We start from the raw sequence: 21,813 nt of genomic DNA, 5'->3' as shown, positions 1-21,813 counted from the left end.
TCAGGCCTCCTGCTTCTTCAGCATGGCCAGGCTCAGGCCGGTAAAGGCAGCAAAGAAGCCCAGCAGGATCAGGCACTGTGGCCACAACTCGCGCAGCCCCAGCGCTTTAGTGAAGGTGCCGACCGCGATATCGAGAAAGTAGCCCGCCGGGAACAGCTGGCCCATCACCGCCGCTGCACCGTCCAGCGACGAGCGTGGCACGATCAGCCCGGAAAACTGGATGGTCGGCAGGCTGGTGATGATCATGGTGCCCAGGATGGCCGCGATCTGGGTGCGGGTGAAGGCCGAGATCAGCAGGCCCAGGCTGGTGGTGGCCAGCAGGTAGGCTACGCCACCGCAGGCCAGCGCCAGCACACTGCCTTTGAGCGGCACGGCGAACAGCCAGCGGTTCATCGCCACCAGCAGCGCCAGGTTGACCAGGCTTACGGCCAGGTAGGGCATCTGCTTGCCGAGCAGGAACTCCAGGCGGGTGAGGGGGGTGGCGTAGAAGTTGGTGATGGAGCCGAGTTCTTTCTCGCGGACAATGCCCAGCGCGGTGAGCATGGCCGGGATGAAGGCCAGGATCAGCGCCATCACGCCCGGGCCGATGGCATTCACGCTGACCACGTCCTGGTTGTAGCGAAAGCGCGTTTCCAGCCGCACCAGGTCCTGGCGCGGCTGCGGCTGTGGGCTGGCCTTTGCCAGTTGCTCAAGGTTGGCCTGGTGCACGGCTTCCACATAGTTGCGGCTGGTTTCTGCGCGGAACGGCATGCCGCCGTCAAGCCAGGCCGCCACCACCGGTTGGCGCCCGGCGTACAGGTCGCGGCCAAAGCCGGGTGGAATCTCCAGCGCCAGTTTGATTTCCGAGCGCTGCAGGCGCTGATGCATTTCGCGGCTGTCGCGGATCGGCGCTTGTTCAGCAAAATAGCGTGAGCCACGGAAGGCTTCGAGGTAGGCCCGACTTTGCGGGCTCTGGTCCTGGTCGTGTACGGCGAAGGCGAGGTTTTCGACATCCAGCGAAATGCCGTAGCCGAAGATCACCATCATGAACAGCGCGCCCAGCAAGGCGAAGGCCAGGCGCACTTTATCGCGCAGCAGCTCCTTGCCCTCACGGCTGGCCACCGCCAGCAGGCGGCGCAGGCTGAAGCCCTGACGCAATGGCGGGGTGGCTGTGGTTGCCTGCTCCAGCACGGCGGTATCCGTGGCTTGCGGCGCAAGCTCCTGGGCCTGCTCCAGGCATCGCACGAACGCGTCCTCCAGGGTGTCGCCCTGGTATTGGCGCTGCAGGGCATCCGGTGTGTCGCAGGCGAGCACCCGCCCGGCATGCATCAACGAGATGCGGTCGCAGCGTTGGGCTTCGTTCATGAAATGGGTGGAGAGGAAAATGGTCACGCCCTGTTCGCGTGACAATTCCACCAGCAGGCGCCAGAAGTCGTCGCGGGCAGCCGGGTCGACGCCGGAGGTCGGTTCGTCGAGAATCAATACTTCCGGGCGATGCAGCACCGCCACTGCCAGAGACAGGCGCTGGCGCAGGCCAAGGGGCAGGGCGCCGGACGGCTGGTCGGCGATAGCGGCGAGGTCGAAGCGCTCGATCAACTCATCGATGCGCTGGGCGCTCTCGGCCTTGGGCAAGTCGAACAGGCGGGCATGCAAGGCCAGGTTCTGTCGGGTGCTGAGCTCGCCATACAGCGAGAAACTCTGCGACATGAAACCGACCCGCTTGCGCGTGGCCAGGTCACTGGCGTCCACCGGGCGCCCCAGCAGGCTGGCGCTGCCCTCGCTGGCCGGCATCAGGCCGGTGAGCACCTTCATGGTGGTGGTCTTGCCGCAGCCGTTGGAACCGAGGAAGCCGAAAATCTCGCCACGGCCAATGGCGAAACTGACCTTGTTTACCGCCGTGAAATCGCCAAAACGCAGGGTCAGGTCGTGGGCCTCGATGGCGACCGGGCCGTCCGTGGCCGGGCGCGACGGGATGCTCAGCGGTTGATGCTGTGCCTTGCCCGCGCCCTGGTAGTGGGTGAAGGCGTCGTCCAGCTTGCCGCTGGGGGTGACTGCAGCCAGTTCGTGGCTGGGGCCTGCGGCCAGCAGGCGGCCGCCATCGAGCATCAGGCAATGCTCGAACTGTTCGGCTTCCTCCATGTACGCGGTAGCCACCAGCAAGGTCAGTTGCGGGCGCTGTGCGCGAACCTGTTCGACCAGCTCCCAGAAGCGCCTGCGCGACAGCGGGTCGACGCCGGTGGTGGGTTCGTCGAGGATCAGCAGGTCTGGCTCGTGGATCAGCGCGCAGCACAGCCCCAGCTTCTGCTTCATGCCACCCGACAGCTTGCCGGCCGGGCGCTCGGCAAAGCGTTGCAGGTCGGTGGCTTGAAGCAGGTTGGCCATGCGCTGCTCGCACTCGCGGCGGCCCAGGCCGAACAGGGTGGCGAAAAAGCGGATGTTCTCGCTGATCGACAGTTCCGGATACAGGTTGTTGCCCAGCCCCTGCGGCATGAACGCCACTTTCGGATACAGCGCCGCGCGATGGCGCCTCTGGCGGATCGAGCCACCCAGCACCTGCAATTCGCCCTGTTGCAAGCGTTTGACGCCTGCGATCAACCCCAGCAAGGTCGATTTACCGGCGCCGTCAGGGCCGATCAGCGCGCAGCGGGTGCCCGCAGGCAGGCTGAAGCCGAGGGTGTGCAGGGCCACCAGGTCGCCGTAGCGGTGGCTGATGCCCTCGGCCAGCAGTGCCGGGGCGTTCATTGCAGGTTGGCCGGCCAGTCCACCTCAGCCGTGCGCACATAGCCGGCGCCCGGCATACCCGGCTTGGCCTGCGGTACGGCACCTGGGTCGGTCAGGCGAAGCTTCACGCGGAACACCAGCTTTTGCCGCTCGTCGCGGGTTTCTACCTGTTTGGGGGTGAACTGGGCCTTGGCTGCGACGAAGGCCACTTTGGCCGGCAGGGCGCGGTCAGGAAGGGCGTCGAGCACGATGCGCGCCTGATCGCCTACGGTCAGCTGGCCGCTGGTGGAGGCCGGCAGGTACAGGTTCATGTACTGGTCGCTGGGGTCGATCAGCATCAGCACGCGGCCGCCGGCACCCAGCACTTCACCAGGCTCGGCCAGGCGCAGCTGGATAATGCCGTTGATGGGCGCGCGCAGGCTGCTGTCGTCAATTTCGCTGGTGAGCTGGGCAACCTGAGCCTCGGCGGCTCCGATAGCGGCCTTGATCGCCGCCAACTGGGCGCGGGAGGCGACCACGGCGGCGTTGGCCGTGTCGAAGCGCGCCTGCTGCTGGTCGAGCAACTGCTGGCTGGCGTATTTACGCTGGAAAATCTCGCGCACGCGCTTGAGCTCCTGGCTGGCCAGCAGCAGTTCGCTTTGCCGCAGCTGCACGCTGGCCTGGGCGGCGGCGTAGTTTTCCCGGGCGCGCAGCACTTCGGCCTCGGCCTGGGTGCGCTGGGCTTCCATGGTGCGGGTGTCGATGCGTGCCAGCAACTGGCCGCGGGTAACCTTGTCACCTTCGTCGACCAGCACGTCGGCAAGGCGGCCAGGGATTTTACTGGCGATCTGTACTTCGGTTGCTTCAAGGCGGCCGTTGCCCATGCTCAGGCCTTCGGGCAACTGGTCGTGGAGCGACTTCCAGTACCCCAGCCCTCCGGCTGCAGCGAGCAGGGCGATCAGCGCGGTGGCGAAGATTCTGGGGGCGTATCGGTTCATCGTTCTGCATCCTTGCGGTCATGCACACCACATCATGGCGCGCGGCCATATGTGGCGTGTTGATATCGGTCAAACCCTTGACCTTAGCTGCACATTCAACGCAGCGCGACAATCACCGCCCATTGCTCGGGCGTCACCGGCATCACCGACAGGCGGCTGCCTTTTTGCACCAGCGGCAACTCGGCCAGGCCGGCTTGCTGTTTCAGCCAGCCCAGCTCCAGCACGCGTGGCAGGGTTTGCACATGGGCCACATCCACCGCGCTCCACGGGTTCTTCTCGGGCGTGGCCTTGGCATCGTAATAGTGGCTTTGCGGGTCCAGCGCGGTCGGGTCCGGGTAGGCCGCGCGAGTGATTCGGGCAATGCCGGCGACGCCCGGTTGCGGGCAGCTGGAGTGGTAGAAGAAGAATTCGTCACCCACGTTCATGGCCCGCAGGAAATTCCGCGCCTGATAGTTGCGCACGCCGTCCCAGCGGGCTTCGCCCAGGCGCCCGAGGGTTTCGATGGAGAGCTCGTCGGGCTCGGACTTCATCAGCCAATAGGCCATGGATGCTGCTCCTGAAAAGGTTTGAAATAACCTGTTGCACGAAACCGACAGCCGGTTGGCGTCAAGGTTTGCGTGCAGACGCAGGTTGTCGGAAAATGCGCCCCGTTTAAAGCGCTATGCGCCGGCGGTACCCAGAAAATCGCCGTGCACTGAACAGTTTGCCTGGGGGGCAATCTTCGATGAATCAACGTAAAAAGCCGGATCTGCTGTGGATCCTGGTGTTCATTTTTGGCCTGGGTGTGGTCACGACCGGTTATGCGCAAGGGTTCTGGGAGCGCAAGCTGGACAACGCCTATCAGATGCCGGTCGACGCCAGCCAGCCACAACAACGTTGATGCCCTGCTGGCACCGCTCAACGCGGCGCCAGGTACCAGCCACGGTCCGAGACCGTCCCCTGCAGTGGTACATCCCAACTGGCCTGCGCCAGCCGCTCGACCTTCTGGCATTCATGCGCCAGCCCCAATAGCAAAGGCTTCTTCCAGGTTTTGCGACGCCCTTGGTAGGCCAGGCTGCGATCATAAAAGCCGCCGCCCATGCCCAGGCGACCGCCTACCTCATCAAAACCGACCAGCGGCAGCAGGATCAGGTCCAGCGCCCAGATCGGCCGTTGGCGCTTGCGGTCGGTGACCGGCTCAGAAATGCGGAAGCGGTTGGGCTTGAGCTTTTCACCCTGCTCGAAACGCTGGAACACCATGCGCGTGCGCGGCCAGGCGTGCAGCACGGGCAGGTAGGTGCGCTTGCCGCGCCGCTGGGCCTCGCGCAGCAGCAGGCTGGGGTCTATTTCGCCGTCGTTGGGCAAATACAGGGCAATGTGCCGTGCGCGGCGGAACAGCGGGTTTTGCGCCAGCTGGCGGTACAGGCCAAGGGTGGCCTGGCGTTGCTGGGCAGGGGTGAGGGCGCGGCGGGCATTGCGAAGCAAGCGACGGAGCTGGGGGCGGGTGAGCGGCGCGGTGTCGGTCATGGCACGGGCGATCCCAGGAGTGCTGGCCAACATCAAGACGGTTGGCCAAAACGAATTGCCCGCCGGAAGGGGCGGGCAAGAAAATTCAGGCTCCCCGATCAGACCGCTGTCGGTGTAGCCCTTGAACCCGAAAGTTCAAGGTGGAGATTGCAGGGGGCGTTAAGGCTTTCCGTCGGGCGGACATGCACACCGGCCCCAGCGTGCAACCCCCGTGGTTGTGCGTATCGGCTCAGGGACATAACCGACTGGCGCATCCACCAGGGAGTGGCGCCAGTATACCAATCTCAGCCGATTTTGGTATCCGTGTCGTCGGACAAAGCCTTGTCTACCCGATCCAGCAGGTCGCGCACCTGTTCGCGGTTGGTGCCGCTGACCGGAGCATCGGCGCGGTCTTCCTGGCGGTGCAGCATTTCGTGGGTAATGTTCAATGCCGCCATGACCGCGATACGGTCGGCGCCAATCACCTTGCCGCTGCTGCGGATCTCACGCATCTTGCCGTCCAGGTAGCGGGCGGCGCTGACCAGGTTGTTGCGCTCTTCCGGCGGGCAGATGATCGAGTACTCCTTGTCGAGGATCTGCACGGTGACGCTATTGCTTGAACTCATGAGTCTTGCTCCAGAGCCTTGAGGCGTAAAATCATCGACTCGACTTTGCGCTTGGCGATCTCGTTCTTTTCGATGAGGTGGGCGCGCTCTTCGCGCCAGGACTTTTCCTGAGCTACTAGGAGTGCATTTTGCCGTTTTAGTTGCTCGACGCGGTCGATCAGCAACTCGAATCGGCTCATCAGTGCCTGCAGGTCGTTCTCTTGCGTGGGTTGCACTCGATTCGCTCCGTCGTTCAGTCACCTGGCGATGATGCCTCTCCCTGGGCGGCGACGGCCAGTGCCGATGGTCTTGGCGCGCCTGCCGGTGCTAGGATACAAGGTCTCCATTCTAGTCATTGCGCCGTCTGGCGCCTAGTTGCCCATGCCCAATACCCAATCGCCTTACATCGCCTTCGCCATGCTGCTTTCGAGCAATGGCCACCCCGTCACCCCGGCCGAGCTGCACGGCCTGCTGATCGGTCGCAGCTGCGCCGGTGCCGGCTTTGACGCCGACAGCTGGCTGGCCGATGCCGCCCAACTGCTGGAAACAGAGCCCGGTGATACCGTGCGCAATGCTCTGGTCGGCCTGCAGGAAATGGTCAAGGGCGAGCTCACCAGCGACGACATGGCCATCGTCCTGCTACTGCCTTCCGACGACGCTGCACTGAGCGACCGTGCCACCGCGCTGGGCCAATGGTGCCAGGGCTTCATTACCGGTTTCGGCCTGAATGCCGGCGGTAAGGACCTGTCCGACGAAGCCAAGGATGTGCTGCAGGACCTGGTGGCCATTTCCCAGGTACAGGAAGCCCTCGAAGAGTCCGAAGACGGCGAGAGCGACTACATGGAAGTCATGGAATACCTGCGCGTGGCGCCCCTGCTGCTGTTCTCCGAGCTGGCCAAGCCGGCCGCACCCGCGCCCAAGCCATCGCTGCACTGATCAACCGGGGGTAGTCTGCCCATGAGCCACATTCCCAAGGCCGAGTATGCCCGTCGGCGCAAGGCGCTGATGGCGCAGATGGTCCCCAACAGCATCGCCATTCTGCCCGCCGCCGCCGTTGCCATTCGCAACCGCGACGTCGAGCATGTGTACCGCCAGGACAGCGATTTCCAGTACCTCAGCGGCTTCCCGGAGCCGGAGGCGGTCATTGCGTTGATCCCCGGGCGTGAGCACGGCGAGTACGTGCTGTTCTGCCGTGAACGCAACCCCGAGCGCGAACTGTGGGACGGCCTGCGGGCCGGCCAGGAAGGTGCCGTACGCGATTTTGGCGCCGACGATGCGTTCCCCATTACCGACATCGACGAAATCCTGCCGGGCCTGATCGAAGGCCGCGAGCGGGTGTACAGCGCCATGGGCAGCAATGCCGAGTTCGACCGCCGGCTGATGGACTGGATCAATGTGATCCGCTCCAAGGCCCGGCTGGGTGCCCAGCCGCCGAACGAGTTCGTTGCGCTGGATCACCTGCTGCATGACATGCGTCTGTATAAATCGGCAGCAGAAGTGAAGGTGATGCGCGCTGCTGCAGACATTTCGGCGCGGGCCCATGTGCGCGCCATGCAGGCCTGTCGCGCCGGGTTGCACGAATACAGCCTGGAAGCCGAACTGGACTACACGTTCCGCAAGGGCGGGGCGAAGATGCCGGCCTACGGCTCGATCGTCGCGGCTGGGCGCAATGGCTGTATCCTGCACTACCAGCAGAACGACGCCCCGCTCAAGGATGGCGACCTGGTGCTGATCGACGCGGGCTGCGAAATCGACTGCTACGCCAGCGACATCACCCGCACCTTCCCGGTCAGCGGGCGTTTTTCGCCCGAGCAGAAGGCCATCTACGAGCTGGTGCTCAAGGCCCAGGCGGCGGCCTTTGCCGAAATCGCCCCGGGCAAGCACTGGAACCACGCCCATGAGGCGACCGTGAAGGTGATCACCGAAGGCCTGGTGGAATTGGGCCTGCTGAGCGGCGAGGTGCAGGCGCTGATCGACAGCGAAGCCTATCGCGCCTTCTACATGCACCGTGCCGGGCACTGGCTGGGCATGGATGTGCACGATGTGGGCGAGTACAAGGTCGGCGGCGAGTGGCGGGTGCTGGAGCCCGGCATGGCGCTGACCGTCGAACCGGGCATCTACATTGGCGCCGACAATCAGGCCGTGGCCAAGAAATGGCGCGGCATTGGTGTAAGGATCGAGGACGACGTGGTGGTGACCAGGCAAGGTTGTGAAATCCTGACGTCGGGCGTGCCGCGCACGGTCGCCGAGATCGAGGCGCTGATGCAGGCCGCCCGTAAGGACGCGGCATGAACCGGGTAAACCTGGCGATCATCGGTGGTGGCTTGGTCGGTGCAAGCCTGGCCCTGGCCCTGCAAGCCGGGGCCAAGGTGCGCGGCTGGAAGATCCTGCTGATCGAGCCATTCGCCCCCGGCGACAGCTTCCAGCCCAGCTACGATGCGCGTTCTTCGGCGCTGTCGTTCGGCACCCAGCAGATCTACCAACAGTTGGGCCTGTGGCAGGCCATCGGCCGTCGCGCCGAACCGATCCGGCAGATTCATGTGTCCGACCGTGGCCGCTTCGGCGCTACCCGCCTGGATGCCCTGGAAGAGGGCGTGCCGGCTTTGGGCTATGTGGTGGAAAACGCCTGGCTGGGCCAGTGCCTGTGGCAAGGGTTGGACAGTGAAGTGGTGAGCTGGCGCTGCCCGGCGGAAGTGACCTCGATGCAGGCGGTCGAAGGCGGTTACCGGCTGCGCTTGAACGACGATACCCAGCTGGAGTGCGACCTGGCGGTACTGGCCGACGGTGGCCGTTCCGGCCTGCGTGAGCAGCTGGGCATTCATGTACGCCACACGCCTTACCAACAGAGTGCGTTGATCGCCAACATCACCCCGGGTGAGGCCCACGGCGGCCAGGCGTTCGAGCGCTTCACCGAAGAGGGCCCTATGGCCCTGCTGCCGCTGCCAGAAAACCGCTGCGCGCTGGTGTGGACACGCCAAGGCATGGATGCGCGGCGCCTGGCCGACATCGACGAGCGCAGCTTCCTGCGCGAGCTGCAGGGCGTGTTTGGCTATCGCCTGGGCGCGTTGCGCCAGGTCGGCGCACGGCACCTGTACCCGCTGTCACTGATCGAGGCCCAGGAACAGGTGCGGCCGCACCTGGTGGTACTGGGCAATGCCGCGCACAGCCTGCACCCCATTGCCGGCCAGGGCTTCAACCTGTCGCTGCGCGATGTGCAGTCGTTGGCCGAAGCGCTGCTGGCTGGGCCCCAGCAGCCTGGCGACCTGGCCACGCTTCAGGCTTACGCCCAGCGCCAGCGCCTGGACCAAGCCATGACCATCGGCTTTTCCGACCAGGTCACCCGCCTGTTCGGCAGCAATCAACCGTTGCTGGCCGCCGGGCGTAACCTTGGCCTGCTCGGGCTCGACCTGCTGCCGCCCGCCAAAAGCTGGTTCGCTCGCCAGGCCATGGGCCTGGGCACCCGCCCCGATCCGCGGGGTCAGGGATGAGCAACCCGCGTAAAATGGCACGTCGTGCACGCATGTTGCGTTGGATACTGAACCTCTACCCACCCTATTTGGGCGCGGGTATCCGTGTGCAGCACATCAGCCCGGACCTGCGCAGCGTCAAGGTGGCGATGAAGCTGACCCGCTGGAACCGCAACTATGTCGGCACCCAGTTCGGTGGCAGCCTGTATTCGATGGTCGACCCGTTTTACATGTTGCTGCTGATCGAGCAGCTGGGGCGTGACTACATCGTTTGGGACAAGGCCGCCAGCATCGATTTCATCTCGCCGGGCAAAGGCCCGGTGTATGCCGAATTTCACGTCGATGACGCGCTGTTGGACGACATCCGCCAGCAGACCGCCACCGGCAAGAAGTGCCTGCCACGTTTGCAGGTCGATATCCGCGATGGCGCCGGTGAGCTGGTGGCGCGGGTCGATAAAACCCTATATGTGCGGCTCAAGCCGCAAGCGAGGCTGGCGTAAGGCATGGAAATGCGCGCAGATCTGTTGATTGTCGGTGCCGGTATGGTCGGCAGCGCCCTGGCCCTGGCGTTGCGCCACAGTGGCCTGCAAATCCTCTTGCTCGATGGCGGGCCGCTGACAGTCAAGCCGTTCGATGCCCAGGCCCCGTTCGAGCCGCGTGTCAGCGCGCTGTCGGCGGCCAGCCAGCGCATCCTGGAGCGTCTTGGCGCCTGGGACGGTATTGCCCAGCGGCGTGCCACGCCGTACTCCGACATGCAGGTGTGGGATGGCAGCGGCACCGGGCAGATTCACTTCTCGGCTGCTAGCGTGCATGCCCAGGTGCTCGGCCATATCGTCGAGAACCGGGTGGTGCAGGACGGCCTGCTGGAGCGCCTGCACGACAGCGACATTGGCCTGTTGCCCAATGCGCGCCTGGAGCAGCTGCGTCGCTCCGGCGATGAATGGCTTCTGACCCTGGCCGATGGCCGACACCTGCGCGCGCCGCTGGTGATCGCGGCCGACGGTGCCAACTCGGCCGTGCGGCGCCTGGCAGGTTGCGAAACCCGCGAGTGGGATTACCTGCACCACGCCATCGTTACCAGCGTGCGCTGCAGTGCCGGGCACCAAGCCACGGCCTGGCAGCGCTTTACCGATGAGGGGCCACTGGCCTTCCTGCCGTTGACCCGCGATGGCCAGCAGGACTGGTGCTCGATTGTGTGGTCGACTACCCCGGAGCATGCCGAGCAGTTGATGGCGCTCGATGAAGCGGCCTTCCTGAAGGCGCTGGAGCGGGCGTTCGAAGGGCGCCTTGGCGATGTGCTGCAGGCCGACCCTCGGGTGTGTGTGCCGCTGCGCCAGCGCCACGCGAAACGCTATGTGGATGAAGGCCTGGCCTTGATCGGCGATGCGGCGCACACCATCCACCCGCTGGCCGGGCAGGGCGTGAACCTGGGCTTCCTCGATGCCGCAGTGTTGGCCGAAGTGCTGGTCAATGCCTGCGAGCGCGGTGAGCGGCTGGCAGATGTGAAGGTGCTGAGCCGTTACGAGCGACGGCGCATGCCGCACAACCTGGCGCTCATGGCGGCAATGGAAGGCTTTGAGCGGTTGTTCCAGGCCAACCCGTTGCCGTTGCGCTGGTTGCGTAACAGCGGGTTGAAGCTGGTAGAGCAGATGCCGGAGGCCAAGGCGGTATTCGTGCGTCAGGCGTTGGGTTTGAGTGGGGACCTGCCGGATTTGGCCAAGGCTTGAGATTGTCGGGTCCGCTTTGCAACATCTGGTAACGGCACAAAGGATGAGCCGTAAAATGGGATTCACTACCATTTGCACCTCTCAAACGATCCGAGGAGTGCTTCACATGTTGCCACGCAAGCCCCTACTGGCCGCCCTGGCCCTGACCCTGTTCGGCGGCACCGCCCAGGCGGCAGACGAAGTGGTGGTGTACTCCTCGCGCATCGACGAGCTGATCAAGCCGGTGTTCGATGCCTATACCGCCAAGACCGGGGTCAAGATCAAGTTCATCACCGACAAGGAAGCCCCGCTGATGCAGCGCATCAAGGCCGAGGGCGACAACGGCGTGGCCGACCTGCTGCTGACCGTCGATGCTGGCAACCTGTGGCAGGCCGAGCAGATGGGCATCCTGCAGCCGATCAAGTCCGACATCATCGACCAGAACATCCCGTCGCAGTACCGCGCCTCGTCCCATGACTGGACCGGCCTGAGCCTGCGCGCGCGCACCATCATCTACTCCACCGAGCGGGTCAAACCCGAGGAGTTGAGCACCTACGAGGCCTTGGCCGACAAGCAGTGGGAAGGCCGCCTGTGCCTGCGCACGGCGAAGAAGGTGTACAACCAGTCGTTGACCGCCACCCTGATCGAGACCCATGGCGAGGCCAAGACCGAGCAAATCGTCAAAGGTTGGGTCAACAACCTGTCCACCGACGTGTTCTCCGACGACAACGCGGTGATCCAGGCCATCGAGGCCGGCCAGTGCGACGTGGGTGTGGTCAACACCTACTATTACGGCCGCCTGCACAAGCAGAACCCGAACCTGCCGGTGAAGATCTTCTGGCCCAACCAGGGTGACCGTGGCGTGCACGTCAACCTGTCCGGTATCGGCCTGACCAAGCATGCACCGCACCCGGAAGCGGCGAAAAAGCTGGTTGAGTGGATGACCGGTGAAGAAGCGCAGAAGCTGTTTGCTGACATCAACCAGGAGTTCCCGGCCAACCCGAAGGTCAAGCCTTCGGAGGAAGTGGCGGCATGGGGCAGCTTCAAGGCTGACAGCATTCCGGTGGAAATCGCCGGCAAGCGGCAGGCTGAAGCCATTCGTCTGATGGATCGGGCTGGTTACAACTAAGCGCCAGGCTTTATCCTTCCGGGGCCCGCAAGGGCCCTTTCGCGGGCAAGCCCGCTCCCACAGGAACTGCACAGAGTCCAAACCTTGTGCGGTCCCTGTGGGAGCGGGCTTGCCCGCGAACGACCGCAAAGCGGTCGCAAATCAGCCACAGAGACATTGAACTTGCCCCACACCCCCCAACGCCGCTGGTACCTCCCGGTCTCCCTCATCGCCGCCCTGGTGCTGTTGCCCCTGAGCGTCCTGCTACTGTCCTGGCAGTCGATCGATACGCAGATCTGGTCGCACCTGCTCGACACCCAGATGACCCGCCTGCTCAGCAATACCCTCACGCTGGTGGTGGGTGTAGGCATCGGCGTCACCGTGCTGGGCGTCAGCCTCGCCTGGCTCACCAGCCTCTGCGAGTTTCCCGGCCGGCGCTGGCTGGATTGGGCGCTGATGTTGCCATTCGCCATCCCGGCCTATGTACTGGCGTTTGTCTTCGTCGGCCTGCTGGACTTCGCCGGCCCGGTGCAAAGCGCCCTGCGCGAGGTGTTCGGGCCGATGCGCCTGCCGCGGGTGCGCTCCACCGGCGGAGTGATCATTGTTCTGGTGCTGGTGTTCTACCCCTACGTCTACCTGCTGGCGCGCACGGCCTTCCTGGCCCAGGGCAAGGGACTGATGGAAGCGGCGCGGGTATTGGGGCTGTCACCCTTACAGGCATTCTGGCGCGTGGCCTTGCCCATGGCGCGGCCAGCCATCGGTGCCGGCATCGCCCTGGCCTTGATGGAGACCCTGGCCGATTTCGGCGCGGTGGCGGTGTTCAACTTCGATACGTTCACCACCGCTATCTACAAAACCTGGTACGGCTTCTTCAGCCTCTCCAGCGCTGCCCAGCTGGCCAGTCTGCTGTTGCTGGCGGTGATGCTGGTGCTGTACGGCGAGCGGCGTGCCCGGGGTGCCAGCCGCAGCGGCAACGAACGGCCACGCGCGCAGGCGCTGTATCACCTGCGCGGGCTCAAGGCGCTGCTGGCCAGTGGCTGGTGCCTGGTGGTGTTCGCCTGTGCCTTTGTCATCCCGCTGCTGCAACTGCTGGCGTGGTTCTGGCAGCGCGGCCGGCACGATCTGGACGAGCGTTACGTCGGCCTGGTGCTGCACACTTTGTACTTGGGCGGCATGGCGGCGCTGGTCACGGTGTGCGTGGCGCTAGTGCTGGCCTTTGCCCGGCGCCAGGCGCCGACTGGTGGCATTCGCGCCGGGATCGGCCTGGCCAACCTGGGCTATGCCTTGCCCGGCTCGGTGCTGGCGGTGTCGATCATGCTGGCCTTCAGCTACCTCGATAACCACCTGGTCATCCCGTTGTCCAGTTGGCTGGGCGGGGCAGGCAAGCCGCTGCTGCTGGGCAGCCTGTCGGCGTTGTTGCTGGCCTACCTGGTGCGTTTCATCGCGGTGGCCTACGGGCCACTGGAGAGCAGCCTGGAGCGTATTCGCCCGTCACTGCCAGAGGCTTCCCGCAGCCTGGGTGTCGGTGGCGTGGGATTGTTTTTCAAGGTGTATCTGCCGCTGCTGGTGCCCGGCGCCCTCAGCGCCGCGCTGCTGGTGTTCGTCGATGTGCTCAAGGAAATGCCGGCTACCCTGCTGATGCGACCGTTCGGCTGGGATACCTTGGCGGTACGGGTGTTCGAGATGACCAGCGAGGGCGAATGGGCACGCGCATCGTTGCCGGCACTGACGCTGGTTGTGGTGGGCCTGCTGCCGGTCATCGGCCTGATCCGCCGTTCGGCACGTCGACCCGGTCACAGTCACTGAGGGTGCCAGCCTGCGTCCTTGCGGCTACAATGCGCGGCATTCGCGCGGCGGGTCCTTACAACAAGAGCTGACGACCAACGTCATCGACCGCCGCCGCTTCGCCACGCCCGGAAGGAGAAACCCATGGGACAGCGCACGCTTTTGTTTGACCTGCACCTGGCGCTAGGCGCCAAGACGGTCGATTTCGGTGGCTGGGACATGCCCCTGCACTATGGCTCGCAGGTCGAGGAGCACCACCAGGTGCGCAGCGACTGCGGCGTTTTCGATGTTTCCCACATGACCGTGATCGATGTCGATGGCACCGATGCCTGCGTTTGGCTACAGCGTATGCTGGCCAACGACGTGGCCCGCCTCGACGACGTCGGCAAGGCACTGTACAGCCCGCTGCTGAACGCGCAGGGTGGGGTAATCGACGACTTGCTCGTCTACCGCACGGAAAACGGCTACCGCCTGGTTACCAATGCCGCCACCCGGGCCAAGGTGCTCGGCTGGTTACAGCAGCAGCGGGCTGGTTTTGCCGTGAACTTCCAGCCCCGCCCCGACCTTGCCATCCTCGCCATCCAGGGGCCGCATGCCCGCGAGAAGGTCGCGGCCTTGCTCAGCCCCGCACGCGCTGCACTGATCCGCGAGTTGCGTCCGTTCGAGGGCGTCAACGAAGGCGACTGGTTCATTGCCCGCACGGGCTATACGGGTGAAGACGGCCTGGAGATCATCTTCCCAGGCGATCAGGCTGTGGCTTTCTTCAACGACCTGGTCGGCGCCGGCATTGCCCCAAGTGGCCTTGGTGCTCGTGACACCCTGCGCCTGGAGGCCGGCATGAACCTGTACGGCCAGGACATCGATGAAACCCACACCCCGCTGACGTCCAACCTGGGCTGGAGCATCGCCTGGGAGCCGGCCGAGCGCGACTTCATCGGCCGCGCCGGCCTGCTGGCGGAAATCGAGCAGGGTGTGCAGGAAAAACTCGTCGGCCTGGTGCTGGAAGAGCGCGGTGTGCTGCGCGCCCACCAGGTGGTGCGCGTAGCCGGGATTGGCGAAGGGGAGATCACCAGTGGTAGTTTCTCACCTACGCTGAGCAAGTCCATTGCCCTGGCGCGCGTACCCATGGCGACCGGCGACCGGGCCGAGGTGGAAATCCGCGGCAAGTGGTACCCGGTGCGGGTGGTCAAACCGACCTTCGTGCGCCACGGCAAGGTTTTGATCTGAACAAATTTTAACCGGCGGGCGTACCGCTGAGCCAATCGAGGAATTCAAGACATGAGCAATATCCCCGCCGACCTGCGTTTTGCCGAAAGCCACGAGTGGGCCCGCCTGGAAGCCGACGGTACTGTGACCGTGGGCATCAGTGACCACGCCCAGCAAGCCCTGGGTGATGTGGTGTTCGTCGAGTTGGCCGAAGTCGGCAAGGTGTTCGCTGCTGGCGACGCCGCCGGTGTGGTCGAGTCGGTCAAGGCCGCTTCCGACATCTACGCCCCGATCGGTGGCGAAGTGATCGCGGTCAACGAAGAACTGGCCGACAGCCCTGAACAGCTCAACGAAGAACCTTACGGTGCATGGATCTTCAAACTGAAGCCAAGCAACCCGGCCGAGCTGGACAAGCTGCTGGATGCTGCCGGCTACCAGGCCGCCATCGGCGAATAAGGCTTCTGGCCTCATCGCCGGCAAGCCAGTTCCCACAGAGATAGCGCGCGCCCTAGGGCCTGTGATTAACCTGTGGGAGCTGGCTTGCCGGCGACAGGGTCGGTACTGCCAAGCAAGATTCCCCGCAGAATCGGCAATCCTTCCTAGACTTATAAGTCTCCATGAGACCCGGTCTAGGAAGAGAGCGTCGTCATGTCCCAGTCGCCATCCCTGCATCAACTGCAAGAGCTCAACCCTTTCCTGCGTCGCCACCTGGGCCCCGATGCCGCAGAGCAGCAGGCCATGCTCAACGCGCTGGGTATTGCCAGCCGCAATGAGCTGATCGAGCAGACCGTACCCCCCGACATCCGCCTCAACCGCCCCCTCGACCTACCCCCGGCGCTGGACGAGCAGGCCGCCCTGGCCAAGCTCGCCGCCTACGCCGAACAGAACCAGGTGTGGACCAGCCTGATCGGCATGGGCTACCACGGCACCATCACCCCCACGGTCATCCTGCGCAACGTGCTGGAGAACCCCGGCTGGTACACCGCGTATACACCGTACCAGCCCGAAATCGCCCAAGGCCGCCTTGAGGCGCTGCTGAACTTCCAGCAAATGGTCATCGACCTTACCGGGCTGGCGCTGGCCAACGCCTCGCTGCTCGACGAAGCCACCGCCGCCGCCGAAGCCATGGCCCTGGCCAAGCGGGTGGCGCGCAACAAGAGCAATGCCTTCTTTGCCGACGAGCACTGCCACCCGCAAACCCTGTCGGTGTTGAAGACGCGCGCCGAGGGCTTTGGCTTCGAACTGATCGTCGACGCTGTGGATAACCTCGGCAAACATGCGGTGTTCGGCGCTTTGCTGCAGTACCCTGACACCCACGGCGAAGTGCGCGACCTGCGCCCGTTGATCGACCAGTTGCACAGCCAGCAAGCGCTGGCCTGCGTGGCCGCCGACTTGCTCAGCCTGGTGGTACTGACGCCGCCCGGAGAGCTGGGCGCCGATGTGGTGCTGGGCTCGACCCAGCGCTTTGGCGTGCCGATGGGCTACGGTGGCCCCCATGCGGCCTACTTCGCGTGCCGCGACGACTACAAGCGGGCCATGCCGGGGCGCATCATTGGCGTGTCGCGCGATGCCCGTGGCAACACCGCGTTGCGCATGGCGCTGCAAACCCGCGAGCAGCACATCCGCCGCGAAAAGGCCAACTCCAACATCTGCACGGCGCAGGTACTGCTGGCCAACATTGCCGGCTTCTATGCGGTGTACCACGGCCCGGAAGGCCTGCAACGCATCGCCCAGCGTGTGCACCGGCTGACCTTCATTCTGGCCGCTGGCCTTGAGGCCAAAGGCATCAAGCGCCTCAATCAGCATTTCTTCGACACCCTAACCCTGGAGGTTGGTGGGGCCCAGGCGGCCATCATCGAAAGCGCCGAAGCGGCGCAGATCAACTTGCGTATTCTTGGACGCGGGCACCTGGGCGTGAGCCTGGACGAAACCTGTAACGAACAGACGGTGCTGCGCCTGCTCGACATCTTTCTGGGGGTGGATCACGGCCTGGAAATCGCCGCCCTTGACCAGTTGGCCCTGCCCGAGGGCATCCCCGCCAATCTGGTACGGCGCACACCGTTCCTCGCTCATCCGGTGTTCAACCAGCACCACAGCGAAACCGAGATGCTGCGCTACCTCAAGCAACTGGAGAACAAGGACCTGGCGCTGAACCAGTCGATGATCCCGCTGGGTTCCTGCACCATGAAACTCAACGCTACCAGCGAGATGATCCCCATCACCTGGCCCGGTTTTGCCCAACTGCACCCGTTTGCCCCGGCGGGCCAGGCCACGGGCTACAAGGCGATGATCGACGAACTGGAAAGCTGGTTGTGCGCCATTACCGGCTTCGATGCCATCTGCATGCAGCCCAACTCCGGTGCCCAGGGTGAATATGCCGGCCTGATGGCCATTACCCGTTACCACCGCAGCCGTCACCAGCCACAGCGAACGTTGTGCCTGATCCCGTCGTCAGCCCATGGTACCAACCCGGCTTCGGCGCAAATGGCGGGCATGGAGGTGGTGATCGTGGATTGCGACGAACACGGCAACGTCGACCTGGCCGACCTCAAGGCCAAGGCCCACGCGGCCGGGGAGCGCTTGTCTTGCCTGATGGTCACATACCCGTCCACCCACGGGGTGTACGAAGAGGGCATTCGCGAAATCTGCGAAGTGGTCCATCAGCACGGCGGCCAGGTGTACATGGATGGGGCGAACCTCAATGCCCAGGTGGGCTTGGCTCGCCCGGCCGACATTGGGGCCGATGTCTCGCACATGAACCTGCACAAGACCTTCTGCATCCCCCACGGCGGTGGCGGCCCGGGCATGGGGCCGATCGGCATCCGCGCGCACCTCACGCCGTTCGTCGCCAGCCACCCGGTGGTACCGGTGCCCGGCCTGGACCCGAACAACAGCGCGATCAGCGCCGCACCCTGGGGCAGCGCGAGCATCCTGCCGATCAGCTGGATGTACATCGCCATGATGGGGCCGCAGCTGGCCGATGCCAGCGAGGTGGCAATCCTCTCGGCCAACTACCTGGCCAGCCAGCTGGGCGGCGCCTTCCCGGTGCTCTACCGGGGGCGCAACCAGCGTGTGGCCCACGAATGCATCCTCGACCTTAGGCCGTTGAAGGCGCAGACCGGCATCAGTGAAGAGGACGTGGCCAAGCGCCTGATGGACTATGGTTTCCACGCCCCGACCATGTCATTCCCGGTGCCGGGCACGCTGATGGTGGAGCCGACCGAGAGTGAATCGAAGGCCGAGCTGGACCGGTTTGTCGAGGCGATGCTGGCGATTCGTGCAGAGATTGCCGAAGTGCAGGAGGGCAACTGGCCGGCGGAAAACAACCCGCTCAAGCATGCGCCGCATACCCTGGAGGATGTGTTGGGGGTGTGGGATCGGCCCTATAGCCTGGCGCAGGCAGTGGCACCTAGTGCTCATGTGCGTCAGCACAAATACTGGCCGGCAGTGAACCGGGTCGACAACGTGTATGGGGACAGGAACCTGTTCTGTGCGTGTGTGCCGGTGGAGGCGTATCGCTGATCGTTGTTTGCCTGTACCGGCCTCTTCGCGGGTAAACCCGCTCCCACAGGTACTGCACAGCATTCAAGGTCTGTGCGGTCCCTGTGGGAGCGGCTTTAGCCGCGAAGCAGGCGACGCGGTTATTCGGCTACCGCATTCTTGGCCAGAATGGCATTCGCCAGCTCCATATCAGAAGCCTGCATGCCTGGATTCTCCGCCCGCACCTGCTTCAACGCCGCCTCCAGGAACGGCCCACGAATGGCGCCTTCGCTGGCCACGAAGCTGCCGGCATCATCCTGTGCGGCTACTACCAGCTTGTGATCGTGCGAGGTCAGGTAGCTCGATGCCGTGGTAGCACCGGAAGTCATCACGTTACGCCAAAAGGTATCGGCCATGGCCGAGCCAATAGGCAACGAAAGCAAGGCAGCGGCGGCGATGGCGGTTTTGAGACGCATGTTGAAACACCTCGAAGGGTGAGGGTTGAAGATGCGCCGTTGGATCTTTTCCGATGAGGCAAGTTCCTTGAATACAAAGGACTTTTCGTCAGGTGCAGACGCGCAGCACTTCCTCTGGGCGGGTATGCCCGCAAGCCACTTTGGCCTCCCCGCAACGGCGCAGGTCAATCAGTCCATCGGCCAACGCCTGGCGCCGTAGATCGGTCAGGTCGGCGTTCGGGCCAATCAAAGCGCGCAGGCTTTCGCTGGGTTGCAGCAGTTCGAACAACCCCGTGCGCCCGTGGAAGCCGGTGCCACGGCAGGTTCGGCAGGCTGTTGATGCATGTGCCTGGCAGTCTGTACACACGGTACGCACCAGGCGCTGGGCCATGACCCCGACCAAGGTCGCCTTGATCAGGTAGTCGGCCACACCCAGTTCTTGCAGGCGGGTGATGGCCGCGCAGGCGTCGTTGGTATGCAGGGTCGACAACACCAGGTGCCCGGTCAACGCGGCCTGCACCGCCACCCGTGCGGTTTCGCGGTCGCGGATTTCGCCGATCATGATGATGTCCGGGTCCTGACGCAGCATGGCCCGCACCCCATTGGCAAAACCCAGGTCCAGCGCGGGCTGCACCTGCAGCTGGTTGAACGCGGGCTCCAGGCGCTCGATCGGGTCTTCGATGGTGCACAGGTTGACCTGTGGCGTCGCCAGCAGCTTGAGGCTGGCGTACAGCGTGCTGGTCTTGCCAGAGCCAGTGGGGCCGGTGACCAGGATGATGCCCTGGCGCTGGCGCAGCAGGCTTTGCCACTGGGCCAGTTGCCGTCCTTCCAGACCGAGGCGGTCGAAGCCGTCGTGCAACTGGTGTGGGTCGAACAGGCGCAGTACCAGTTTTTCGCCGAACGGGGTCGGCAGGGTAGACAGCCGCAGCTCCACCTCGCCGCCGCCTGGCAGCCGGCTTTGCAGGCGACCGTCCTGTGGTCGACGCTTTTCCGCGACATCCATGCGGCCCAGGTGTTTCAGGCGGCTGACCAGCGCCAGGGTCACCCCGGTTGGGAAGGCGTAGACGGTGTGCAGCAGGCCATCGATGCGGTAGCGCAACTGGCCCTGTTCGCGGCGTGGCTCCAGGTGGATATCGCTGGCGCGTTGCTCGATGGCGTACTGCAACAGCCAGTCGACAATATGCACGATGTGCGCGTCGTCTGCGCTGGCCTCGGATTGACGCTTGCCCAGCTCCAGTAGCTGTTCGAGCTCGCCCAGGCTGGCCGACTGCTGGTGTTGCGCGCCTTTCACCGACTGGGCCAGGCGCTGGAACGATTGCCCTGACTGGCGGATCTGCGCCGGGCTGGCCAGCACGCGGCGGATTGGCCGGCCCAGGCTGCGGGCCAGGTCTGCCTGCCAGTCATCCTGGTAGGGCTGGGCGCTGGCGACGGTAACGCTGGACGCTTCGGCGGCGACGATGAGGATGCCGTGGCGCTGGGCGAAGGCCGGAGAGATCAGGCCGGCGACTTGGGGCAGGTCGAGTTGCATCGGGTCGATGCGCAAGTAGGGCTGGCCGACCTTGCCGGCCAGCCATTGGCAGAGGTGGTCCAGGTCCAGAAGCTGGCCGGGGTGTTGGCGGTCTTGCAGTCCGCAGGCGGCTATCTGCTCAAGCGGGTGGCCGGCCGGGTGGGTGGCGGCGTATTCGAGGACTGGCAAGGTGTCGTTGGCGTGCAGGTGCTGGTCGGCGAGCAGGGCTTCGAGCACGCGCTTGAGGTCGAGTGCCGGGTTGTCGGGGGTGTGCATGGTTGGCGTCCGTGCCTGATGAGGGAGTCCTGACCAAGGCTAGTCGGGCGCGGGACGTTTACCGACGCTGAAGGATTTCGGGATTTTGCTGTGCCTGTACCGGCGATAGGGCCGGTAAATATTTACACGGCTGCCAGCGCCACCCGCTGCTGGTTGCTCAGGCTCACTTCACCCACACACACCAGGTTACGCAGTTTCTGCGCAATCACTTCGGCCCGGTGCCAGCTCAGCCCGCCAATGCCGACTTCGATATCCAGCCAGTCGTCCTGCTGGCTGACCTGCACGCTGTGCGGGGTCAGGAACTGCAGGGCAAACAGGTTGAGCACCCGGCACAGGCTGTCAGGCTCGGCGTCGGCTTGCAGGCGATAGTGCACGGTGCTGTGGGCGTTGCTGGCGGCCCAGGCGTCGGTACGGGGCTGTGCGTTCATGCTGGTCTCCGCGAATGTGGGAGAAATTCTTGCACGTTGGTAGCGGTATTTTTTCGCTATGATTTGATCATTTCGCTGTGTTGGCGAATTGATTAATTCAGATATTGGCTTTCAGGAGATTGAATAATGCATAGCGAGCTGGACGCCTACGACCGCCGTATTCTAGAACTGCTGCAAGAGGACGCTTCTCTGTCCAGCGCGCAGATCGCCGAGCGTGTTGGGCTTTCGCAATCGCCGTGCTGGCGGCGCATTCAGCGCTTGAAGGAAGAGGGGGTGATTCGCGGGCAGGTGACCTTGCTGGACCGCAAGAAGGTTGGCCTGAACACGCAGATTTTCGCCGAGGTGAAGCTGAATGCTCACGGGCGCTCGAACTTTACCGAGTTCACCGAGGCGATCCGTGGGTTCCCGGAGGTACTGGAGTGCTATGTGCTGATGGGGTCGGTGGACTTTCTGTTGCGCATCGTCACATCGGACATCGAGGCTTATGAGCGCTTCTTCTTCGAAAAGCTATCGAACGTGCCGGGTATTCAAGAGGTGAACTCGATTGTGGCTTTGTCGGAGATAAAATCCACCACGAGCTTGCCACTTTCGCGTTAAGGCTATTCGCGGGTAAACCCGCTCCCACAGG

General features: G+C 64.3%; 21 protein-coding genes and 1 other RNA gene. 12 read left to right on the top strand and 10 right to left on the bottom strand.

The genetic code is table 11. From position 1 onward, the window contains the following. The 3 genes from rbbA to QQL85_RS07110 all read right to left on the bottom strand — a co-directional run bounded on the left by rbbA (position 1) and on the right by QQL85_RS07110 (position 4,222). Positions 1 to 2,721: a ribosome-associated ATPase/putative transporter RbbA gene (rbbA, locus tag QQL85_RS07120; protein ID WP_284353035.1), complete on the bottom strand. Its 2,721-nt coding sequence runs from the start codon at positions 2,719 to 2,721 to the stop codon at positions 1 to 3. Continuing rightward, positions 2,718 to 3,677 (bottom strand): HlyD family secretion protein, encoded by a 960-nt coding sequence (locus QQL85_RS07115; protein ID WP_284353036.1) that lies wholly within the window; start codon positions 3,675 to 3,677, stop codon positions 2,718 to 2,720. Before QQL85_RS07115 ends, rbbA begins: the two co-directional genes overlap by 4 nt. Before the next feature lie 95 nt (positions 3,678 to 3,772). Then, positions 3,773 to 4,222 carry an EVE domain-containing protein gene (locus tag QQL85_RS07110; RefSeq protein WP_284353037.1) on the bottom strand — a complete coding sequence of 150 codons (450 nt, stop codon included), beginning with the start codon at positions 4,220 to 4,222 and terminating at the stop codon, positions 3,773 to 3,775. Between the two features lie 179 nt (positions 4,223 to 4,401). Between QQL85_RS07110 and QQL85_RS07105 the strand changes: the two genes are divergently transcribed. Beyond that, on the top strand, positions 4,402 to 4,557 hold the full coding sequence (locus tag QQL85_RS07105) for a hypothetical protein (RefSeq protein ID WP_164525190.1): 156 nt from the start codon (positions 4,402 to 4,404) through the stop codon (positions 4,555 to 4,557). Between the two features lie 17 nt (positions 4,558 to 4,574). Here QQL85_RS07105 and QQL85_RS07100 read toward each other — a convergent pair whose 3' ends face one another. The 4 genes from QQL85_RS07100 to QQL85_RS07085 all read right to left on the bottom strand — a co-directional run bounded on the left by QQL85_RS07100 (position 4,575) and on the right by QQL85_RS07085 (position 5,967). Continuing rightward, on the bottom strand, positions 4,575 to 5,183 hold the full coding sequence (locus QQL85_RS07100) for a 5-formyltetrahydrofolate cyclo-ligase (RefSeq protein ID WP_284353038.1): 609 nt from the start codon (positions 5,181 to 5,183) through the stop codon (positions 4,575 to 4,577). Positions 5,184 to 5,270: 87 nt separating this feature from the next. After that, positions 5,271 to 5,450, bottom strand: a non-coding RNA gene (gene ssrS / locus QQL85_RS07095) — 6S RNA. Between the two features lie 17 nt (positions 5,451 to 5,467). Beyond that, the gene (locus QQL85_RS07090; protein WP_284353039.1) at positions 5,468 to 5,788 is read right to left on the bottom strand and encodes a cell division protein ZapA; all 321 of its coding nucleotides are present in this window, start codon (positions 5,786 to 5,788) and stop codon (positions 5,468 to 5,470) included. Further along, positions 5,785 to 5,967 (bottom strand): TIGR02449 family protein, encoded by a 183-nt coding sequence (locus tag QQL85_RS07085; RefSeq protein WP_284353453.1) that lies wholly within the window; start codon positions 5,965 to 5,967, stop codon positions 5,785 to 5,787. The genes QQL85_RS07090 and QQL85_RS07085 overlap by 4 nt, the downstream gene beginning before the upstream one ends. Before the next feature lie 181 nt (positions 5,968 to 6,148). On the opposite strand from QQL85_RS07085, the gene QQL85_RS07080 reads away from it, so the two are divergent. From QQL85_RS07080 to gcvP, 10 genes are all read left to right on the top strand, one after another. Then, positions 6,149 to 6,703 (top strand): YecA family protein, encoded by a 555-nt coding sequence (locus QQL85_RS07080; protein WP_284353040.1) that lies wholly within the window; start codon positions 6,149 to 6,151, stop codon positions 6,701 to 6,703. A gap of 21 nt (positions 6,704 to 6,724) precedes the next feature. Then, entirely contained in the window at positions 6,725 to 8,059 is a 1,335-nt protein-coding gene (pepP, locus tag QQL85_RS07075) for a Xaa-Pro aminopeptidase (RefSeq protein ID WP_284353041.1), read from the top strand. Continuing rightward, entirely contained in the window at positions 8,056 to 9,255 is a 1,200-nt protein-coding gene (gene ubiH, locus QQL85_RS07070; protein ID WP_284353042.1) for a 2-octaprenyl-6-methoxyphenyl hydroxylase, read from the top strand. The genes pepP and ubiH overlap by 4 nt, the downstream gene beginning before the upstream one ends. Then, positions 9,252 to 9,734: a DUF4442 domain-containing protein gene (locus QQL85_RS07065; protein WP_284353043.1), complete on the top strand. Its 483-nt coding sequence runs from the start codon at positions 9,252 to 9,254 to the stop codon at positions 9,732 to 9,734. Before ubiH ends, QQL85_RS07065 begins: the two co-directional genes overlap by 4 nt. 9 nt (positions 9,735 to 9,743) lie before the next feature. Then, positions 9,744 to 10,961, top strand: a complete 1,218-nt coding sequence (locus QQL85_RS07060) for a 2-octaprenyl-3-methyl-6-methoxy-1,4-benzoquinol hydroxylase (RefSeq protein ID WP_284353044.1) — start codon at positions 9,744 to 9,746, stop codon at positions 10,959 to 10,961. A 106-nt stretch (positions 10,962 to 11,067) separates the two neighbouring features. After that, complete coding sequence (locus tag QQL85_RS07055; RefSeq protein ID WP_284353045.1) at positions 11,068 to 12,069, top strand: extracellular solute-binding protein; 1,002 nt, start codon at positions 11,068 to 11,070, stop codon at positions 12,067 to 12,069. Positions 12,070 to 12,231: 162 nt separating this feature from the next. Further along, positions 12,232 to 13,854 (top strand): ABC transporter permease, encoded by a 1,623-nt coding sequence (locus QQL85_RS07050; protein WP_284353046.1) that lies wholly within the window; start codon positions 12,232 to 12,234, stop codon positions 13,852 to 13,854. 123 nt (positions 13,855 to 13,977) lie between these two features. After that, the gene (gene gcvT / locus QQL85_RS07045; RefSeq protein WP_284353047.1) at positions 13,978 to 15,060 is read left to right on the top strand and encodes a glycine cleavage system aminomethyltransferase GcvT; all 1,083 of its coding nucleotides are present in this window, start codon (positions 13,978 to 13,980) and stop codon (positions 15,058 to 15,060) included. Positions 15,061 to 15,111: 51 nt separating this feature from the next. Then, positions 15,112 to 15,495, top strand: coding sequence for a glycine cleavage system protein GcvH (gene gcvH / locus QQL85_RS07040; protein WP_284353048.1), 384 nt, complete (start codon positions 15,112 to 15,114; stop codon positions 15,493 to 15,495). 192 nt (positions 15,496 to 15,687) lie between these two features. Further along, positions 15,688 to 18,561, top strand: coding sequence for an aminomethyl-transferring glycine dehydrogenase (gene gcvP / locus QQL85_RS07035; protein WP_284353049.1), 2,874 nt, complete (start codon positions 15,688 to 15,690; stop codon positions 18,559 to 18,561). A gap of 119 nt (positions 18,562 to 18,680) precedes the next feature. On the opposite strand, the gene QQL85_RS07030 is transcribed toward gcvP, so the two are convergent. From QQL85_RS07030 to QQL85_RS07020, 3 genes are all read right to left on the bottom strand, one after another. Then, positions 18,681 to 18,995 (bottom strand): DUF2388 domain-containing protein, encoded by a 315-nt coding sequence (locus QQL85_RS07030; RefSeq protein ID WP_019098663.1) that lies wholly within the window; start codon positions 18,993 to 18,995, stop codon positions 18,681 to 18,683. Positions 18,996 to 19,083: 88 nt separating this feature from the next. Further along, positions 19,084 to 20,757: a GspE/PulE family protein gene (locus QQL85_RS07025; protein WP_284353050.1), complete on the bottom strand. Its 1,674-nt coding sequence runs from the start codon at positions 20,755 to 20,757 to the stop codon at positions 19,084 to 19,086. Positions 20,758 to 20,879: 122 nt separating this feature from the next. Then, positions 20,880 to 21,185, bottom strand: a complete 306-nt coding sequence (locus QQL85_RS07020; protein ID WP_284353051.1) for a hypothetical protein — start codon at positions 21,183 to 21,185, stop codon at positions 20,880 to 20,882. A gap of 126 nt (positions 21,186 to 21,311) precedes the next feature. On the opposite strand from QQL85_RS07020, the gene QQL85_RS07015 reads away from it, so the two are divergent. Continuing rightward, the gene (locus QQL85_RS07015; RefSeq protein WP_043198918.1) at positions 21,312 to 21,782 is read left to right on the top strand and encodes an Lrp/AsnC family transcriptional regulator; all 471 of its coding nucleotides are present in this window, start codon (positions 21,312 to 21,314) and stop codon (positions 21,780 to 21,782) included. The last annotated feature ends 31 nt before the right edge of the window (positions 21,783 to 21,813 follow it).

This window comes from Pseudomonas putida, assembly GCF_030159595.1.
Classification (GTDB): domain Bacteria; phylum Pseudomonadota; class Gammaproteobacteria; order Pseudomonadales; family Pseudomonadaceae; genus Aquipseudomonas; species Aquipseudomonas putida_AC.
Note: the sequence above shows the minus strand (reverse complement) of the source record. Positions and strands in the feature narration are given on the sequence as shown.

Bases quoted from the DNA above. Each gene is read 5' to 3' on its own strand.
- gcvP (WP_284353049.1), top strand. From the start codon at position 15,688: ATGTCCCAGTCGCCATCCCTGCATCAACTGCAAGAGCTCAACCCTTTC.
- pepP (WP_284353041.1), top strand. From the start codon at position 6,725: ATGAGCCACATTCCCAAGGCCGAGTATGCCCGTCGGCGCAAGGCGCTG.
- rbbA (WP_284353035.1), bottom strand. From the start codon at position 2,721: ATGAACGCCCCGGCACTGCTGGCCGAGGGCATCAGCCACCGCTACGGC.
- QQL85_RS07025 (WP_284353050.1), bottom strand. From the start codon at position 20,757: ATGCACACCCCCGACAACCCGGCACTCGACCTCAAGCGCGTGCTCGAA.
- QQL85_RS07060 (WP_284353044.1), top strand. From the start codon at position 9,744: ATGCGCGCAGATCTGTTGATTGTCGGTGCCGGTATGGTCGGCAGCGCC.
- QQL85_RS07065 (WP_284353043.1), top strand. From the start codon at position 9,252: ATGAGCAACCCGCGTAAAATGGCACGTCGTGCACGCATGTTGCGTTGG.
- ubiH (WP_284353042.1), top strand. From the start codon at position 8,056: ATGAACCGGGTAAACCTGGCGATCATCGGTGGTGGCTTGGTCGGTGCA.
- QQL85_RS07030 (WP_019098663.1), bottom strand. From the start codon at position 18,995: ATGCGTCTCAAAACCGCCATCGCCGCCGCTGCCTTGCTTTCGTTGCCT.
- QQL85_RS07020 (WP_284353051.1), bottom strand. From the start codon at position 21,185: ATGAACGCACAGCCCCGTACCGACGCCTGGGCCGCCAGCAACGCCCAC.
- QQL85_RS07090 (WP_284353039.1), bottom strand. From the start codon at position 5,788: ATGAGTTCAAGCAATAGCGTCACCGTGCAGATCCTCGACAAGGAGTAC.
- QQL85_RS07105 (WP_164525190.1), top strand. From the start codon at position 4,402: ATGAATCAACGTAAAAAGCCGGATCTGCTGTGGATCCTGGTGTTCATT.
- QQL85_RS07115 (WP_284353036.1), bottom strand. From the start codon at position 3,677: ATGAACCGATACGCCCCCAGAATCTTCGCCACCGCGCTGATCGCCCTG.
- gcvT (WP_284353047.1), top strand. From the start codon at position 13,978: ATGGGACAGCGCACGCTTTTGTTTGACCTGCACCTGGCGCTAGGCGCC.
- QQL85_RS07080 (WP_284353040.1), top strand. From the start codon at position 6,149: ATGCCCAATACCCAATCGCCTTACATCGCCTTCGCCATGCTGCTTTCG.
- QQL85_RS07110 (WP_284353037.1), bottom strand. From the start codon at position 4,222: ATGGCCTATTGGCTGATGAAGTCCGAGCCCGACGAGCTCTCCATCGAA.
- gcvH (WP_284353048.1), top strand. From the start codon at position 15,112: ATGAGCAATATCCCCGCCGACCTGCGTTTTGCCGAAAGCCACGAGTGG.
- QQL85_RS07055 (WP_284353045.1), top strand. From the start codon at position 11,068: ATGTTGCCACGCAAGCCCCTACTGGCCGCCCTGGCCCTGACCCTGTTC.
- QQL85_RS07085 (WP_284353453.1), bottom strand. From the start codon at position 5,967: ATGAGCCGATTCGAGTTGCTGATCGACCGCGTCGAGCAACTAAAACGG.
- QQL85_RS07015 (WP_043198918.1), top strand. From the start codon at position 21,312: ATGCATAGCGAGCTGGACGCCTACGACCGCCGTATTCTAGAACTGCTG.
- QQL85_RS07100 (WP_284353038.1), bottom strand. From the start codon at position 5,183: ATGACCGACACCGCGCCGCTCACCCGCCCCCAGCTCCGTCGCTTGCTT.